The 14,006-nt window shown below is 67.0% G+C and carries 16 protein-coding genes; all 16 read left to right on the forward strand.

Features of this window, described 5'->3' with window-relative positions; genetic code table 11:
- Positions 1-184: 184 nt before the first annotated feature.
- The 16 genes from AB0N59_RS06955 to rplW all read left to right on the forward strand — a co-directional run bounded on the left by AB0N59_RS06955 (position 185) and on the right by rplW (position 13,995).
- Entirely contained in the window at positions 185-1,399 is a 1,215-nt protein-coding gene (locus AB0N59_RS06955; RefSeq protein WP_363480670.1) for a maltose ABC transporter substrate-binding protein, read from the forward strand.
- Positions 1,400-1,484: 85 nt separating this feature from the next.
- On the forward strand, positions 1,485-3,089 hold the full coding sequence (malF, locus tag AB0N59_RS06960; RefSeq protein ID WP_363480673.1) for a maltose ABC transporter permease MalF: 1,605 nt from the start codon (positions 1,485-1,487) through the stop codon (positions 3,087-3,089).
- Positions 3,089-3,973, forward strand: coding sequence for a sugar ABC transporter permease (locus AB0N59_RS06965; protein ID WP_363480676.1), 885 nt, complete (start codon positions 3,089-3,091; stop codon positions 3,971-3,973). Before malF ends, AB0N59_RS06965 begins: the two co-directional genes overlap by 1 nt.
- 94 nt (positions 3,974-4,067) lie before the next feature.
- A complete protein-coding gene (locus tag AB0N59_RS06970; protein ID WP_204974456.1) occupies positions 4,068-4,226 on the forward strand; it encodes a hypothetical protein in 159 nt (52 codons plus the stop codon).
- A gap of 107 nt (positions 4,227-4,333) precedes the next feature.
- Positions 4,334-5,440 (forward strand): ABC transporter, encoded by a 1,107-nt coding sequence (locus tag AB0N59_RS06975; RefSeq protein ID WP_363480679.1) that lies wholly within the window; start codon positions 4,334-4,336, stop codon positions 5,438-5,440.
- A 15-nt stretch (positions 5,441-5,455) separates the two neighbouring features.
- The gene (locus tag AB0N59_RS06980; protein ID WP_363480682.1) at positions 5,456-5,947 is read left to right on the forward strand and encodes a hypothetical protein; all 492 of its coding nucleotides are present in this window, start codon (positions 5,456-5,458) and stop codon (positions 5,945-5,947) included.
- A 59-nt stretch (positions 5,948-6,006) separates the two neighbouring features.
- Positions 6,007-6,654, forward strand: a complete 648-nt coding sequence (locus AB0N59_RS06985) for a spermidine/putrescine ABC transporter substrate-binding protein (protein ID WP_363480685.1) — start codon at positions 6,007-6,009, stop codon at positions 6,652-6,654.
- Between the two features lie 215 nt (positions 6,655-6,869).
- Positions 6,870-7,238 carry a 30S ribosomal protein S12 gene (rpsL, locus tag AB0N59_RS06990; RefSeq protein WP_018171438.1) on the forward strand — a complete coding sequence of 123 codons (369 nt, stop codon included), beginning with the start codon at positions 6,870-6,872 and terminating at the stop codon, positions 7,236-7,238.
- 5 nt (positions 7,239-7,243) lie between these two features.
- Positions 7,244-7,714 (forward strand): 30S ribosomal protein S7, encoded by a 471-nt coding sequence (gene rpsG / locus AB0N59_RS06995; protein WP_017201608.1) that lies wholly within the window; start codon positions 7,244-7,246, stop codon positions 7,712-7,714.
- Positions 7,715-7,791: 77 nt separating this feature from the next.
- On the forward strand, positions 7,792-9,906 hold the full coding sequence (gene fusA, locus AB0N59_RS07000; RefSeq protein ID WP_363480688.1) for an elongation factor G: 2,115 nt from the start codon (positions 7,792-7,794) through the stop codon (positions 9,904-9,906).
- Positions 9,907-10,057: 151 nt separating this feature from the next.
- On the forward strand, positions 10,058-11,251 hold the full coding sequence (gene tuf, locus AB0N59_RS07005) for an elongation factor Tu (RefSeq protein WP_204974451.1): 1,194 nt from the start codon (positions 10,058-10,060) through the stop codon (positions 11,249-11,251).
- Positions 11,252-11,397: 146 nt separating this feature from the next.
- A complete protein-coding gene (locus AB0N59_RS07010) occupies positions 11,398-11,610 on the forward strand; it encodes a hypothetical protein (protein WP_204974450.1) in 213 nt (70 codons plus the stop codon).
- A 421-nt stretch (positions 11,611-12,031) separates the two neighbouring features.
- The gene (gene rpsJ / locus AB0N59_RS07015; protein WP_017201594.1) at positions 12,032-12,340 is read left to right on the forward strand and encodes a 30S ribosomal protein S10; all 309 of its coding nucleotides are present in this window, start codon (positions 12,032-12,034) and stop codon (positions 12,338-12,340) included.
- Between the two features lie 8 nt (positions 12,341-12,348).
- Positions 12,349-13,008, forward strand: a complete 660-nt coding sequence (gene rplC, locus AB0N59_RS07020; RefSeq protein ID WP_099194596.1) for a 50S ribosomal protein L3 — start codon at positions 12,349-12,351, stop codon at positions 13,006-13,008.
- 4 nt (positions 13,009-13,012) lie between these two features.
- Positions 13,013-13,678 (forward strand): 50S ribosomal protein L4, encoded by a 666-nt coding sequence (gene rplD / locus AB0N59_RS07025; RefSeq protein ID WP_363480693.1) that lies wholly within the window; start codon positions 13,013-13,015, stop codon positions 13,676-13,678.
- Positions 13,675-13,995, forward strand: a complete 321-nt coding sequence (gene rplW / locus AB0N59_RS07030) for a 50S ribosomal protein L23 (protein ID WP_182254259.1) — start codon at positions 13,675-13,677, stop codon at positions 13,993-13,995. The genes rplD and rplW overlap by 4 nt, the downstream gene beginning before the upstream one ends.
- Positions 13,996-14,006 lie beyond the last annotated feature (11 nt).

Raw genomic sequence — 14,006 nt, forward strand, 5'->3', positions numbered from 1 at the left:
CGGCGGGCAGGGAACGTGCAAGGAGCATCGATCGTGGAAGCGCTTCCACGGCCTGGTGCGGCTCCTGAACGAGTCACAGGTTGGTATCGGTGCTCTCGATCATTGCGCGTGATCGAGAGAGGGATGCATACTGTAAGCGCTTGCAGTTTCCGCAGGCCACCCGCATCCAGAGAGGCACGCACCAATGAAGGTGACCAAGAGGAGCATCCTCGCTTTCGGCGCACTCGCCGTCACGTCCGCAATCGCCCTGAGCGGCTGCGCATCGTCCGCACCCTCCGCCGACGGCGACAAGCCGGCCAAGGGCGAGTCCAGCAAGCTCACCGTCTGGCTCGACGCCGAGCGCGTCGACGCGCTCAAGGGCGCGGCCGAGGCGTACGAGGAGAAGACCGGCGTCACGGTCGACCTCGTCGGCAAGTCGGTCGACGACATCAAGGACGACTTCATCCAGCAGGCGCCGACGGGCAAGGGCCCCGACGTGGTCATGGGCGCCCACGACTGGCTCGGCGAGCTGTCGACCAACGGCGTCGTCGCCCCGATCGAGCTCGGCGACTCGGCCGAGGGGTACCTGCCCGTCGCGACCCAGGCCGCCACCTACGACGGCACGGTGTACATGCTCCCGTACGCCGTCGAGAACATCGCGGTGCTGCGCAACACGAAGCTCGTTCCCGAGGCGCCCAAGAACTTCGACGACATGGTCTCCAAGGGCACCTTCGTGGTCGAGCAGGGTGCCGAGGGCAACCCGTACCACCTCTACCCGTTCCAGACCGCCTTCGGCGCACCCGTCTTCGGCACCGACGCCTCGGGCAGCTACGACGCCGCCGACCTGCAGCTCGGCAGCGAGGGCGGCTTCGCCTTCGCTGACTGGCTCGCCGCCCAGGGCGAGGCGGGAACCCTGAACACCGACATCGACGGCGAGATCGCCAAGCAGCAGTTCCTCGACGGCAAGGCCGCCTTCTGGCTGACCGGCCCGTGGAACGTCGGCACGGCCGTCGACGCCGGCATCGACGTCGCCATCGACCCGATCCCCAGCCCCACGGCCGAGCCCGCGTCGCCGTTCGCCGGCGTCAAGGGCTTCTTCGTCAGCTCCGAGTCGAAGAACAAGGTCGCCGCGAACGACTTCCTGGTGAACTACATCGGCACCGAAGACGTGCAGCTCGAGCTGTTCAAGGCCGGCAACGTGCTGCCTGCGCTGACCGCCGCCGCCGACACCGCGGCATCCGACCCGATCATCGCCGGCTTCCAGGCCGTCGGTGCCGACGCCGTCCCGATGCCCGCCATCCCCGCCATGGGATCGGTCTGGCAGTACTGGGGCATCGCAGAGGCGGCCGTGATCAACGGCGCCGACCCGAAGGCCACCTGGCAGAAGCTCGCGGACGACGTGTCCGCAGCCATCAAGTGATCGCCCGGGCGCATCCGGGGCCTGCGGCATCGCCGCGCCCCGGATGCGCCCGCGCCATCGAGCCTTCGAGACGACGGGGACAGAGATGACAGACACCACCGAGCAGACGGCGCCTCCGACCAGGCGCCAGCGGCAGGCGGCCCAGATCGCCGAGGCGGCCGGCACGCCCATCGGATGGATGCTGCTGAAGATCCTGCTGCTGGGCATCGTCGACGCGGTCGCGCTCTATGCCGCGTTCGTGCTCTTCACGCACCAGGAATGGCTCGTTCTGGCCATCGTCGTGGCGGTCACGGCCGCCGTGAACTACATCTACTTCTCGCGTCGCCGTGTGCCGGCCAAATACCTCACGCCCGGCATCATCTTCCTGGTCCTCTTCCAGGTCTTCGCGCTCATCTACACCGGCTACATCGGCTTCACCAACTACGGCACGGGGCACAACGGGTCGAAGCCGCAGGCCATCTCGGCCCTGCTCGCCTCCGCTCAGGAGCGGGTCGAGGACTCCCCGGCATACCCCGTGCAGATCGTCGAGCAGGCAGGGGTCTACGGACTGCTCGTCACCGACCCCGACACCGGCGACGCGCTGCTCGGAACCAACGACGAGCCGCTGCACGAGGTCGACGCGCAGTTCGACGGCGACCGCGCCACCGCGACCGACGGCTGGAACTCGCTCCCGCTCGCCGAGGTGTTCGGACTCTCATCCGAGCTCGAGAAGCTGTCGGTCCCGTTCAGCGACGACCCCAACGACGGCAGCCTGCGCACTCCCGACGGGCAGAGCGGCTATCTGTACATCTCGCAGCTCGAGTACGACGCGTCGGCCGACACGATCACCGACACCCGCAGCGGCATCGTCTACTCCGACATCGGCACCGGCGCCTTCACCGCCGACGGCGGCGAGCAGCTCATGCCCGGCTGGCAGGTCAACGTCGGGTTCGACAACTTCGTGCGCGCCGTCACCGACGCGTCCATCCGCGGCCCGCTGATCTCGGTCACGGTCTGGACCTTCGTCTTCGCGGTCATCTCCGTGGCGTCGACGTTCTTCCTGGGCCTGCTGATGGCGCTGGTGTTCAACAACACCCGGATGCGGTTCCGCAACGCCTACCGGATCATCATGATCCTTCCCTACGCCTTCCCCGCCTTCCTGTCGGCGCTGGTGTGGGCGGGGATGATGAACGAGAGCTTCGGCTTCATCAACCAGGTGCTGCTCGGCGGCGCCGAGGTCCCGTGGCTGACCGACCCGACCCTCGCCAAGGTGTCGATCCTCATCGTCAACCTGTGGCTGGGCTTCCCGTACATGTTCCTCGTCTGCATGGGGGCTCTGCAGGGCATCCCGGAAGACGTCAACGAGGCCGCCGTGATGGACGGCGCGAACCCCTGGCAGATCTTCCGCCGCATCAAGCTGCCGCTGCTGCTCGTGACGGTGGCGCCGCTGCTGATCTCGTCGTTCGCGTTCAACTTCAACAACTTCAACCTGATCTACATGCTCACCAAGGGCGGGCCCCGGTTCACCGACGTCTCGATCCCGGTCGGGCACACCGACATCCTGATCTCGATGGTCTACAAGGTGGCGTTCACCGGGCAGACGCGCGACTACGGTCTCGCCTCGGCCTTCACGATCCTCATCTTCATCGTGGTGGCGACGATCTCGATCATCAGCTTCCGCAAGACCAAGGCACTCGAGGAGCTGAACTGATGAGCACCCAGACCCTCACTCCGCGCAAGCGCTCGTTCGGCGCGTGGTTCGCCGACACCGGGTGGCGGCACCTCGTCGCGATCGTGGTGAGCGTGTTCGCGCTCTTCCCGCTGATGTACGTGCTCTCGGCGTCGCTGAACCCCAAGGGCACCCTGACGGGATCGAACCAGCTCTTCTCGGCCATCGGCGTCGACAGCTACGTGCGCATCCTGTCGGATCCGCAGAACCCGTACGGGCTGTGGTTCCTGAACACCCTCGTGATCGCCGCGGTGACCGGTCTTCTGACCGTGTTCATCGGCGCGTGCGCCGCCTACGCGTTCTCGCGCATGAGGTTCGCCGGCCGCCGGATCGGCCTGATCACCGTCGTTGTCGTGCAGATGTTCCCGCAGCTCCTCGCGGTCGTCGCGCTGTTCATGCTCATGTCGACCCTCGGCGACTGGTTCCCCGCGATCGGGCTGAACACCCACACGGGCCTGATCCTCGTGTACCTGGGCGGCGCGCTGGGCGTGAACACCTATCTGATGTACGGCTTCTTCAACACGATCCCCAAGGAGATCGACGAGGCCGCCCGCATCGACGGCGCAGGTCACGCGCGCATCTTCTTCACGATCATCCTGCGGCTGGTCGCGCCCATCCTCGCGGTGGTCGGACTGCTGTCGTTCATCGGCATCGTGAACGAGTACGTGATCGCCAGCGTCATCCTCATCGACCCCGAGAAGCAGACCCTGGTCGTCGGGCTCACCAAGCTCGTGGCGAACCCCCGCTACGCCGACTGGTCGGCGTTCTCGGCCGGTGCGGTCATGGCGGCGGTGCCGGTGATGATCCTGTTCCTCTTCCTGCAGAAGTACATCGTCGGCGGTCTCACCGCGGGAGCGGTCAAGTAGCATCCGCGGTCCGCTGTTCGGCCATCGTGGGTCAGCACCGAGACACGGTGATCGGATGCCCCCACGGGGCCCTGGCAGGGCGTACGGTGAGCGCATGGCGGCCCGAGTCGGAGGACGGAACCTGGCGATCAGCTGGATCGTGGGTCTGCTGTGCGCCGCCGTCGTCGGCGCCCTGATGTGGCTCTCGCTGCCGGCCGGTCCCGGGCTGCTCTTCATGGTCGGGCATCTGCTCGACGGCACCGTGCCCCGCTGACGCTGACCCTGACGGATGCCGATATCCCGGACACATCGGCACGCCTGCGCGGTGCGGATCGCCCGCGGCGCTAGCCTCGGTGTGCACCTATCACGAGAGGCGATCACATGAGCGACCCCGAGGTTCCCAAGAACGAGCAGCACCACGACGTGGACGACGTCGTCGGCCGCGCCAACGAGGGACTCGACGCCGCCGCCGCAGCCCGCGCTGACGTGCCGCGGACGGATGCTGCGGCAGGTCCCGTCGATCCCGACCTGGCGGCCTTCGAGGCGGCCGAGCGCGACCACCCCGGCACCTTCGGCTCGTCCGAGCCCGCCGTGACCCGCGACCCCGCCGACGCCGACCGTGCCGACATCGACCGTGCTGACGCCGCGTCCGTCGACGCAGACCGTCTCGACGCCGACCGTGGCGACGCGCACCGCGCGGACGCCGACCGTCTCGACGCCCACCGCGACGGAGCGCATCACGACGCGCTCGACAGCACGGCATCCGCCTCGACCGTCGACACCGACGCCGACGCGACCCGGGTGATCGACACCGACCGCGAGCACCACCCGACGGTCGCCGACACCGCCTACGCCGCGCCCGCCGACCACTCGGCCGAGACGCGGGTCGTTCCCGCCGAGCCCGTCGCGCCCCCGGCCGCCCCGCAGCCGATCTTCGTGCAGGCGCCCGAGCCGCCTCGCGAGCTCGGCAACCGCGGAACCGCGGGTGCCATCGGACTGCTGGCGGCCCTCGCGTTCGCGATCCTCTACCTCGGCGCGATCCTCGGCTTCGGCGCGCTGAGCGGCGACGTCACGACCGAGAACGTCGGCACCGCGGCCCTCGCACCGCTCACCACCTGGTCGTTCTGGGTGCCCGTCGTGGTCTTCTTCCTCGCGTTCTGGCTGCTGGGCGCGTTCATCAACCGCGCCCGCTGGGGCAAGTGGGTCACCCTCGGCCTGTTCGTGGCGATCGCGACCTACGGCGGATACATCCTCGGGCAGCTCTTCCAGGAGCCGTTCTGGCGCATCACCGCCACCGAGTCGGTCGAGGTGGTGAACGAGTCGCTGCTCGCCCCGCTCGCGATCGCATCGTTCATCTTCGCCCGCGAGCTCACGATCTGGTTCGGCGCGTGGGTCGCCCGCAGCGGGGCCAAGAAGAAGGCTCTCAACGCCGAGGCGCAGGCCGAGTACGAGCGCACGCTCGAGGCCGGCCCCGCCGCTCTTCGATGAGCGTAAGGTGACGGCATGACCACCAGAGACCCCCACGGCCCCGCGCCGGAGGGGGTCTCTGCTTTTCTGGCAGGGGTGGTCGGCGGGGTCTGCTTCGCCGCCTTCTCGATCCTCGGCCTCGGGATGCTGTCGTACTTCGCCGACACCGACATCATCTCCGTCGAAGGTCTCACCCTCTGGCCAGGAGTGGTGGGGATGGCGGTGGCGATCCTGGTCTTCGCCGCGCTGTCGGCCCCGCTGCTGCGCCGCGCCCTGCCCTCGTTCGGGGCGGTCGTGCTGATCGCCGTCGCCACGGCCCTCGCCCATCTCGGTGCTGTCTGGCTCTCGGCGCTCGTCGGCGGTGCCGGCATCGCGCACGCCGCCGCTGCGGCCTCGCAGATCGTCGTCCGCGGGTCGAGCGCGGTGGTCATCGTCGCCGCGCTGGTCGCCGGCTGGATCGCGGTCGCCCTCCGCCGCGCACGATCGGGCACCCCTCGATGGCCGTGGGAGCGCGACGACGCGGAGTGACGGACGCGCCGCCGCGGGGAAAGCGCCGACTGCGGCGATGACGGCCCTACTCTGTATTCGTGGAGAGGTCGCTGGAGTCGCAGGTCGACCAGGCCGTCGAGGCCTGGCTGCGCTGGGTGCCGCGCTGGGCGCCGGCCACGCATCGCGGGCGGGTGGCACCGTGCCGCCGCTGCCTCGGCTCTCCGATTCTGTCGGCCGTCGGCATCGGGGGCAACGTGCCGCACGGCGTGCAGCACGGGCTGTCCACCCGTATCAAGGCGATCGTCGATCAGGCCGTGGCCGAGTACACGGCGCGCAACCTGCCGATGCTCCAGGCCGAGCTCGACCATCAGGCCGACCGCAATCGGTCGCGCGCGTACCGTCCGGGGGAGGGGCTCGATCCGGAGTACGAGGGGATGCCCCTCGACCCCGACCCCCTGCCGGGGGCGCCGTTCCTCTTCACTGTCGCGGGCATGGCGGATGAGGCGGCGGCGGAGCTGCCGCCCCTGCCCCCGCTGTCTGAGGACGCCAAAGCCGCTCTGCGTCAGGAGGTGGCGCTGGCCGACGACTACGCGAACATGATCGGGCGCGAGATCTGCGGTCTGCTGCTGCGCCACCGGCTGAACGTGCAGGCGGCGATCTCGCAGTACGTCGAGCCGCAGATCGAGGCCATGCTGGCCGAGCTGAGCGAGGCGCTGGACTCGCCGTTCGACCCCGACACTCCGTAGCACAGCATCCGCTCTGCTCATTTGACCGCCACGGCCCCGCGCCCTTACACTTGATCGGGTGTGTGCACGACTGTGCGCGCACGCAGGGCGCCGGCACCGTCGGTTCGCCCCCACGGCATACCCATCACACCAAAAGCCCGACTCCTCTGTCGAGCCGGTGGGTCATGATGTGAAACCCATCACGCTGTCACCGTGCAGCACTATGAGGAGAGAACGTGCCAACTATTCAGCAGTTGGTTCGCAAGGGACGCTCGCCCAAGGTCTCGAAGACCAAGGCGCCCGCCCTGAAGGCGAACCCGCAGCAGGCCGGCGTGTGCACCCGTGTGTACACCACCACCCCGAAGAAGCCGAACTCGGCGATGCGCAAGGTCGCTCGTGTGAAGCTCCGCAACGGCACCGAGGTGACCGCCTACATCCCCGGTGAGGGCCACAACCTGCAGGAGCACTCGCTCGTGCTCGTCCGCGGTGGTCGTGTGAAGGACCTCCCCGGTGTCCGCTACAAGATCGTCCGTGGTGCGCTCGACACCCAGGCAGTGAAGAACCGTAAGCAGGCTCGTTCCCGCTACGGCGCGAAGAAGGGCTGAGTCAGATGCCTCGTAAGGGACCCGCACCCAAGCGCCCCGTCGTCAACGACCCGGTCTACGGCGCTCCGATCGTCACCTCGCTGGTGAACAAGATCCTCGTCGACGGCAAGAAGTCGCTCGCCGAGTCCATCGTCTACGGCGCCCTCCGCGGTGTCGAGGCGAAGAACGGCCAGGACGCCGTCGCCACCCTCAAGAAGGCGCTCGACAACGTGCGCCCGACCCTCGAGGTCCGCAGCCGCCGCGTCGGCGGCTCGACCTACCAGGTTCCCGTCGAGGTCAAGCCGCACCGCGCGAACACCCTCGCGCTGCGCTGGCTGGTCAGCTACGCGAAGGGTCGTCGTGAGAAGACGATGACCGAGCGCCTGCAGAACGAGATCCTCGACGCGTCGAACGGCCTGGGAGCCGCGGTCAAGCGCCGCGAGGACACCCACAAGATGGCCGAGTCGAACCGCGCCTTCGCCCACTACCGCTGGTAAAGGGCTGAGCGGATGCCGCTGCCGCGGCATCCGCTCCCACTCTCTGTTCGTTCCTGAACCATCCCGGAGGAACCCCCGTGGCACAAGAAGTGCTCACCGACCTGAGCAAGGTCCGCAACATCGGCATCATGGCCCACATCGATGCCGGCAAGACCACCACCACCGAGCGCATCCTGTTCTACACGGGTGTCAACCACAAGCTCGGCGAGACCCACGACGGCGCGTCGACGACGGACTGGATGGAGCAGGAGAAGGAGCGCGGCATCACGATCACGTCGGCCGCCGTGACCTGCTTCTGGAACAAGAACCAGATCAACATCATCGACACCCCCGGTCACGTGGACTTCACCGTCGAGGTCGAGCGCTCGCTGCGCGTGCTCGACGGCGCTGTCGCCGTCTTCGACGGCAAGGAGGGCGTCGAGCCCCAGTCCGAGACCGTGTGGCGTCAGGCCGACAAGTACGGCGTTCCCCGCATCTGCTTCGTCAACAAGATGGACAAGCTGGGCGCCGACTTCTACTACACCGTCGACACCATCGTGAACCGCCTGGGTGCCAAGCCGCTCGTGCTGCAGCTCCCGATCGGCGCCGAGAGCGACTTCATCGGCGTCGTGGACCTCATCGAGATGCGCGCGCTGGTCTGGCCCGGCGACGCAAAGGGTGACGTGACCATGGGCGCCTCGTACGAGGTGCAGGAGATCCCCGCCGACCTTCAGGAGAAGGCCGAGGAGTACCGCCAGCAGCTGCTCGAGACCGTCGCCGAGACCGATGACGCTCTGCTCGAGAAGTTCTTCGGCGGCGAAGAGCTCACGATCGCCGAGATCAAGGGCGCCATCCGCAAGATGGTCGTCGCCAACGAGATCTACCCGGTCCTCTGCGGCTCGGCGTTCAAGAACCGCGGCGTGCAGCCGATGCTCGACGCAGTCATCGACTTCCTCCCCAACCCCCTCGACGTCGGCGCCATCGAGGCCCACGACCCGAAGGACGAGGAGAAGGTCATCGAGCGTCACCCCGACGCCAACGACCCGTTCTCGGCTCTCGCCTTCAAGGTCGCCGTGCACCCGTTCTTCGGTCGTCTGACCTACGTCCGCGTGTACTCGGGTCACCTCGACTCGGGCTCCGCCGTGGTCAACTCGACCAAGGGCAAGAAGGAGCGCATCGGAAAGATCTTCCAGATGCACGCCAACAAGGAGAACCCGGTCGACGAGCTCACCGCGGGCAACATCTACGCCGTCATCGGCCTGAAGGACACCACCACCGGTGACACCCTCGCCGACCCGGCTGCCCCCGTCGTGCTGGAGTCGATGACGTTCCCCGAGCCGGTGATCGAGGTCGCCATCGAGCCGAAGACCAAGGCCGATCAGGAGAAGCTGGGTCTCGCGATCCAGAAGCTCGCTGAAGAGGACCCGACCTTCCGCACCGAGCTCAACCCCGAGACCGGTCAGACGACCATCAAGGGCATGGGCGAGCTGCACCTCGACATCCTCGTCGACCGCATGAAGCGCGAGTTCCGCGTCGAGGCGAACGTCGGAAAGCCCCAGGTGGCCTACCGCGAGACGATCCGCAAGGCCGTCGAGAAGCACGACTACACGCACAAGAAGCAGACCGGTGGATCGGGTCAGTTCGCGAAGATCCAGTTCAACATCGAGCCGCTCGACCTCGACGGCGAGAAGACGTACGAGTTCGTCAACTCGGTCACCGGTGGACGCATCCCGCGTGAGTACATCGGCTCGATCGACGCCGGTTTCCAGGACGCGATGAACGTCGGCGTGCTCGCCGGCTACCCGATGGTGGGCGTCAAGGCGACCATCGTCGACGGTGCCGCCCACGACGTCGACTCCTCGGAGATGGCGTTCAAGATCGCGGGCTCCATGGGCTTCAAGGAGGCCGCTCGCCGTGCCAACCCCGTGCTGCTCGAGCCGCTCATGGCGGTCGAGGTGCGTACTCCCGAGGAGTACATGGGCGACGTCATCGGCGACCTGAACTCGCGTCGCGGACAGATCCAGTCGATGGAGGACGCGCAGGGCGTCAAGGTGGTGCGCGCTTCGGTGCCGCTGTCCGAGATGTTCGGCTACATCGGCGACCTGCGCTCGAAGACCTCGGGCCGTGCTGTGTACTCCATGGAGTTCGACAGCTACTCTGAGGTCCCGCGCGCAGTTGCGGATGAGATCATCCAGAAGGCCAAGGGCGAGTAAGCCCTTCCTGGGGATGCCGTGCCCGCACGGCATCCCCACACCCCACAACTTCACATTCACTCTCTACTAAACTGAGAAACCGAAACCCGTAGGGAGCCGGTCACAATCCAGTGCCCGGCGATCTCTACACGAACGTCCTGAGGAGGACCCAGTGGCCAAGGCCAAGTTCGAGCGGACCAAGCCGCACGTCAACATCGGAACGATCGGTCACGTCGACCACGGCAAGACCACCCTGTCTGCCGCGATCTCGAAGGTGCTCGCCGACAAGTACCCGTCGGACACCAACGTCCAGCGTGACTTCGCCTCGATCGACTCGGCTCCCGAGGAGCGTCAGCGCGGTATCACCATCAACATCTCGCACATCGAGTACGAGACCCCGAAGCGCCACTACGCGCACGTCGACGCCCCCGGCCACGCCGACTACGTCAAGAACATGATCACCGGTGCTGCTCAGATGGACGGCGCCATCCTCGTGGTCGCCGCCACCGACGGCCCGATGGCTCAGACCCGTGAGCACGTGCTGCTCGCCAAGCAGGTCGGCGTGCCGTACCTGATGGTCGCCCTCAACAAGTCGGACATGGTCGACGACGAGGAGATCCTGGAGCTCGTCGAGCTCGAGGTCCGCGAGCTGCTCTCGTCGCAGGGCTTCCCCGGCGACGACGCTCCCGTCATCAAGGTCTCGGCTCTCGGCGCCCTCAACGGCGAAGAGAAGTGGGTCGAGTCGATCGTCGAGCTCATGCAGGCCGCTGACGACGCCATCCCGGACCCCGAGCGTGACCGCGACAAGCCGTTCCTCATGCCGATCGAGGACGTCTTCACGATCACCGGTCGTGGAACGGTCGTCACGGGCCGCGCCGAGCGTGGCACCCTGGCCATCAACTCCGAGGTCGAGATCGTCGGCATCCGCCCGACCCAGAAGACCACGGTCACCGGTATCGAGATGTTCCACAAGCAGCTCGACGAGGCATGGGCCGGCGAGAACTGTGGTCTGCTGCTCCGCGGAACCAAGCGCGAGGACGTCGAGCGCGGCCAGGTCGTCGTGAAGCCGGGCTCGATCACCCCGCACACGGAGTTCGAGGGCACCGCGTACATCCTGTCGAAGGACGAGGGTGGCCGCCACAACCCCTTCTACACGAACTACCGTCCGCAGTTCTACTTCCGCACCACCGACGTGACCGGCGTCATCACGCTGCCCGAGGGCACCGAGATGGTCATGCCCGGTGACACCACCGACATGAAGGTGGACCTCATCCAGCCCATCGCCATGGAAGAGGGCCTCGGCTTCGCGATCCGTGAGGGTGGCCGCACCGTCGGCGCCGGCACGGTGACCAAGGTGCTCGCGTAAGCATCTGCTTCTCGAAAGAGGGGTCGGACCTTCGGGTCCGGCCCCTCTTCTCTCGTCTCATGCGGTTCTCGACAGGAGTCGTCCGCATCGCGTAGAAATGAGGGGGGCGCAGGAACGCTGCGCCGCATCGACAGGGGAGGACAGCTATGGGCATCGAGGATCTCGTGAACCAGGGCAAGGATGCTTTCGAGCAGAACAAGGACAAGATCGCCGAAGCGGTCAAGAGCGAGCAGGCTGAGGACATCAGCGACCGCGTTCTCGACGAGATCGCCGACTTCGCGAAGAAGGTCGCTCCTGGTGCCGCCGACCAGATCGACGACATCCGCGACAAGGCCGACGGAGCCGTCGGCAACCAGTGACAGACGCGGTTCGCCGCGCGACGAGGAGGGGTGGTGCGCCTGGGGCGCACCACCCCTTCGGCCGTCCGGATGCCCGCGTCCGACCCCGCCGGATCATGCGCGACACGCCCGGGTTTGCGGTGCCCGAATCCGCGTGGCAGAATAGTCAGGTTCCACATTTCTGCGCTCTCCGTGATGCGCGGAATCACTGTTACGAACGTGCATAGGCGGCAGCCCCTCCCGAAGGGCGCAGCAGGGTTCTAGGCCGCGGACAGCAGAACAAGCCCCACTCGAAGACGCGAGCACACGTTGCTGGCGTCTTCATGGTGAAAACAGAACAGCGGTGCGCAAGTGCCGAGGGCGCAACAGCGCCATCGTGCGTCCAATGCCCCAGGGCCACCCGGCTCCGGACGGTACGACGCCTGAAGAGAGAGAGCAGACAATGGCGGGACAGAAGATCCGCATTCGCCTGAAGTCGTATGACCACGAGGTCATCGACACGTCGGCACGTAAGATCGTCGACACCGTGACCCGTGCGGGCGCGACCGTCGTCGGCCCCGTGCCGCTTCCGACCGAGAAGAACGTCGTGTGCGTCATCCGGTCGCCCCACAAGTACAAGGACAGCCGCGAGCACTTCGAGATGCGGACCCACAAGCGTCTGATCGACATCGTCGACCCGACGCCGAAGGCCGTCGACTCGCTGATGCGTCTCGACCTGCCCGCCGATGTCAACATCGAGATCAAGCTCTGAGGTCCGCCATGGTTGACATCAACGCAAAGATTTCCAAGGGCATGCTCGGCACCAAGCTCGGCATGACCCAGGTCTGGAACGAGAACGGGAAGCTCATCCCCGTTACCGTCATCGAGCTGGCTCCGAACGTGGTCACCCAGGTTCGCACCCCCGAGAAGGACGGCTACAACGCCGTTCAGATCGCCTACGGCCAGATCGACCCCCGCAAGGTCAACAAGCCGCTGACCGCTCACTTCGAGGCAGCAGGCGTGACCCCCCGTCGCCACGTCACCGAGATCCGCACCGCGGACGCCGCTGACTACTCGCTCGGCCAGGAGCTCACTCTCGATGGCGTGTTCGAGGCAGGCCAGCTGGTCGACGTCGTCGGCACCAGCAAGGGCAAGGGCACCGCCGGTGTCATGAAGCGTCACAACTTCGCCGGCGTCTCGGCCTCCCACGGTGCGCACCGCAACCACCGCAAGCCCGGCTCGATCGGCGCGTCGTCGACCCCGAGCCGCGTGTTCAAGGGCATGCGCATGGCCGGCCGCATGGGTGGCGAGCGCGTGACCGTCCTCAACCTCACGGTGCACGCCATCGACGCCGAGAAGGGACTCATGCTCGTCAAGGGCGCCGTCCCCGGTGCTCGTGGTCGTATCGTGTACGTCCGCAACGCAGTGAAGGGTGCCTGATCTCATGGCTGACTCCACTCTGGCAATCGACGTCCTGTCGGTCGACGGCAAGAAGGCTGGCTCGGTCGAGCTGCCCGCCGCGATCTTCGACGTCGAGACCAACGTCCCGCTGATCCACCAGGTCGTCGTCGCGCAGCTCGCAGCAGCGCGTCAGGGCACCCACGCCACGAAGACTCGTGGCGACGTGTCCGGCTCCGGCAGCAAGCCCTTCAAGCAGAAGGGCACGGGTAACGCCCGTCAGGGCTCGATCCGCATGCCGCAGCACCGCGGTGGTGGCACTGTCCACGGCCCGCAGCCGCGCGACTACTCGCAGCGCACCCCCAAGAAGATGATCGCCGCCGCCCTCCGTGGCGCGCTGAGCGACCGTCTGCGCGGCGAGCGTCTGCACGCCGTCGAGGCCTTCGTCGCCGACAGCACCCCCTCGACCAAGGCTGCGGCCGGCCTGCTGGCCACCGTCGCCCCGTCGAAGAACGTGCTGGTCGTCATCGAGCGCACCGACGAGCTGACCACGAAGAGCGTCCGCAACCTCGCGAACGTTCACCTGATCAGCTTCGACCAGCTGAACGCCTACGACGTCGTCGTCTCCGACGACATCGTCTTCACCAAGGCCGCACTCGAGGGCTTCATCGCCTCCAAGACCGGTGCGACCGCAGAGGAGGTCTCGGCATGACCGAGCAGAACGTTCTCGCCACGGCCCTGAACAAGGACCCGCGCGACATCATCCTCGGACCGGTCGTGTCCGAGAAGAGCTACGGCCTGATCGACGAGGGCAAGTACACCTTCCTCGTCGACCCGCGCGCCTCGAAGACCGAGATCAAGCTCGCCATCGAGAAGATCTTCGGCGTCAAGGTGGCCTCGGTCAACACGATCAACCGCGTCGGCAAGGCCCGCCGCACCCGCTTCGGCACCGGCAAGCGCAAGGACACCAAGCGCGCGATCGTGGCTCTGAAGTCGGGTTCCATCGACATCTTCACGGCAGTCGGCTGACCGGGGGATAA

Origin of the sequence: Microbacterium sp. NPDC089321, from assembly GCF_040684935.1 — a bacterium.
In the GTDB taxonomy this organism is placed as follows: Bacteria; Actinomycetota; Actinomycetes; order Actinomycetales; family Microbacteriaceae; genus Microbacterium.

Bases quoted from the DNA above. Each gene is read 5' to 3' on its own strand.
- malF (WP_363480673.1), top strand. From the start codon at position 1,485: ATGACAGACACCACCGAGCAGACGGCGCCTCCGACCAGGCGCCAGCGG.
- AB0N59_RS06965 (WP_363480676.1), top strand. From the start codon at position 3,089: ATGAGCACCCAGACCCTCACTCCGCGCAAGCGCTCGTTCGGCGCGTGG.
- rpsJ (WP_017201594.1), top strand. From the start codon at position 12,032: ATGGCGGGACAGAAGATCCGCATTCGCCTGAAGTCGTATGACCACGAG.
- rplW (WP_182254259.1), top strand. From the start codon at position 13,675: ATGACCGAGCAGAACGTTCTCGCCACGGCCCTGAACAAGGACCCGCGC.
- rpsG (WP_017201608.1), top strand. From the start codon at position 7,244: ATGCCTCGTAAGGGACCCGCACCCAAGCGCCCCGTCGTCAACGACCCG.
- AB0N59_RS06955 (WP_363480670.1), top strand. From the start codon at position 185: ATGAAGGTGACCAAGAGGAGCATCCTCGCTTTCGGCGCACTCGCCGTC.
- AB0N59_RS06980 (WP_363480682.1), top strand. From the start codon at position 5,456: ATGACCACCAGAGACCCCCACGGCCCCGCGCCGGAGGGGGTCTCTGCT.
- AB0N59_RS06970 (WP_204974456.1), top strand. From the start codon at position 4,068: ATGGCGGCCCGAGTCGGAGGACGGAACCTGGCGATCAGCTGGATCGTG.
- AB0N59_RS07010 (WP_204974450.1), top strand. From the start codon at position 11,398: ATGGGCATCGAGGATCTCGTGAACCAGGGCAAGGATGCTTTCGAGCAG.
- AB0N59_RS06975 (WP_363480679.1), top strand. From the start codon at position 4,334: ATGAGCGACCCCGAGGTTCCCAAGAACGAGCAGCACCACGACGTGGAC.
- rplC (WP_099194596.1), top strand. From the start codon at position 12,349: ATGGTTGACATCAACGCAAAGATTTCCAAGGGCATGCTCGGCACCAAG.
- rplD (WP_363480693.1), top strand. From the start codon at position 13,013: ATGGCTGACTCCACTCTGGCAATCGACGTCCTGTCGGTCGACGGCAAG.